Here is a 658-nt window from a genome sequence, read left to right as displayed (position 1 = left end):
TTTCGGCGCAGGCGCATGCCACAGATCGGCAACCATATTTACGCAACGCAGGTCGATGGCTGCGGATTGCGGATATTCTTCTTTGTCGATCCAGTTTTTATTGATCGACAAATCCATCAATTTATGGACGTTTTCGTCGTCCCAGGTCTGGCAGAAAGTGGCCAGGTTCTGACGAGCGTTGCCATCAAGATATAATTCATCATTGATAATCTGAAATGCGACATCATCGCGCATTTCGTGCAGCGGAAATCGTTTTGACTCCGCGGGTAATGACTCCAACTTACTGATAGTGTTTTATGTTCAGATAATGCCCGATGACCTTGTCATGCAGCTCCACCGATTTTGAGAACGACAGTGACTTCCGTCCCAGCCTTGCCAGATGTTGTCTCAGATTCAGATTATGTCGCTCAATGCGCTGAGTGTAACGCTTGCTGATAACGTGCAGCTTTCCCTTCAGGCGTGATTCATACAGCGGCCAGCCATCCGTCATCCATACCACGACCTCAAAGGCCGACAGCAGGCTCAGAAGACGCTCCAGTGTGGCCAGAGTGCGTTCACCGAAGACGTGCGCCACAACCGTCCTCCGTATCCTGTCATACGCGTAAAACAGCCAGCGCTGACGTGATTTAGCACCGACGTAGCCCCACTGTTCGTCCAT

Annotated in this window: 2 pseudogenes; both read right to left on the bottom strand. The window is 50.8% G+C overall.

Annotation, left to right across the window (positions count from 1 at the left end):
* Nucleotides 1–273: pseudogene (locus tag BFF42_RS19485) on the bottom strand (pyridoxal-dependent decarboxylase); the annotation flags it as partial.
* 7 nt (nt 274–280) lie between these two features.
* Nucleotides 281–658 (bottom strand): annotated as a pseudogene (locus BFF42_RS19480) (IS1-like element IS1X2 family transposase); the annotation flags it as partial.

The organism is Shigella sp. FC1661, assembly GCF_001712525.1.
Taxonomy (GTDB): domain Bacteria; phylum Pseudomonadota; class Gammaproteobacteria; order Enterobacterales; family Enterobacteriaceae; genus Escherichia; species Escherichia coli.
The sequence above is the reverse complement of the archived record's forward strand: the minus strand, read 5'-3'. Positions and strand labels throughout refer to the sequence as shown.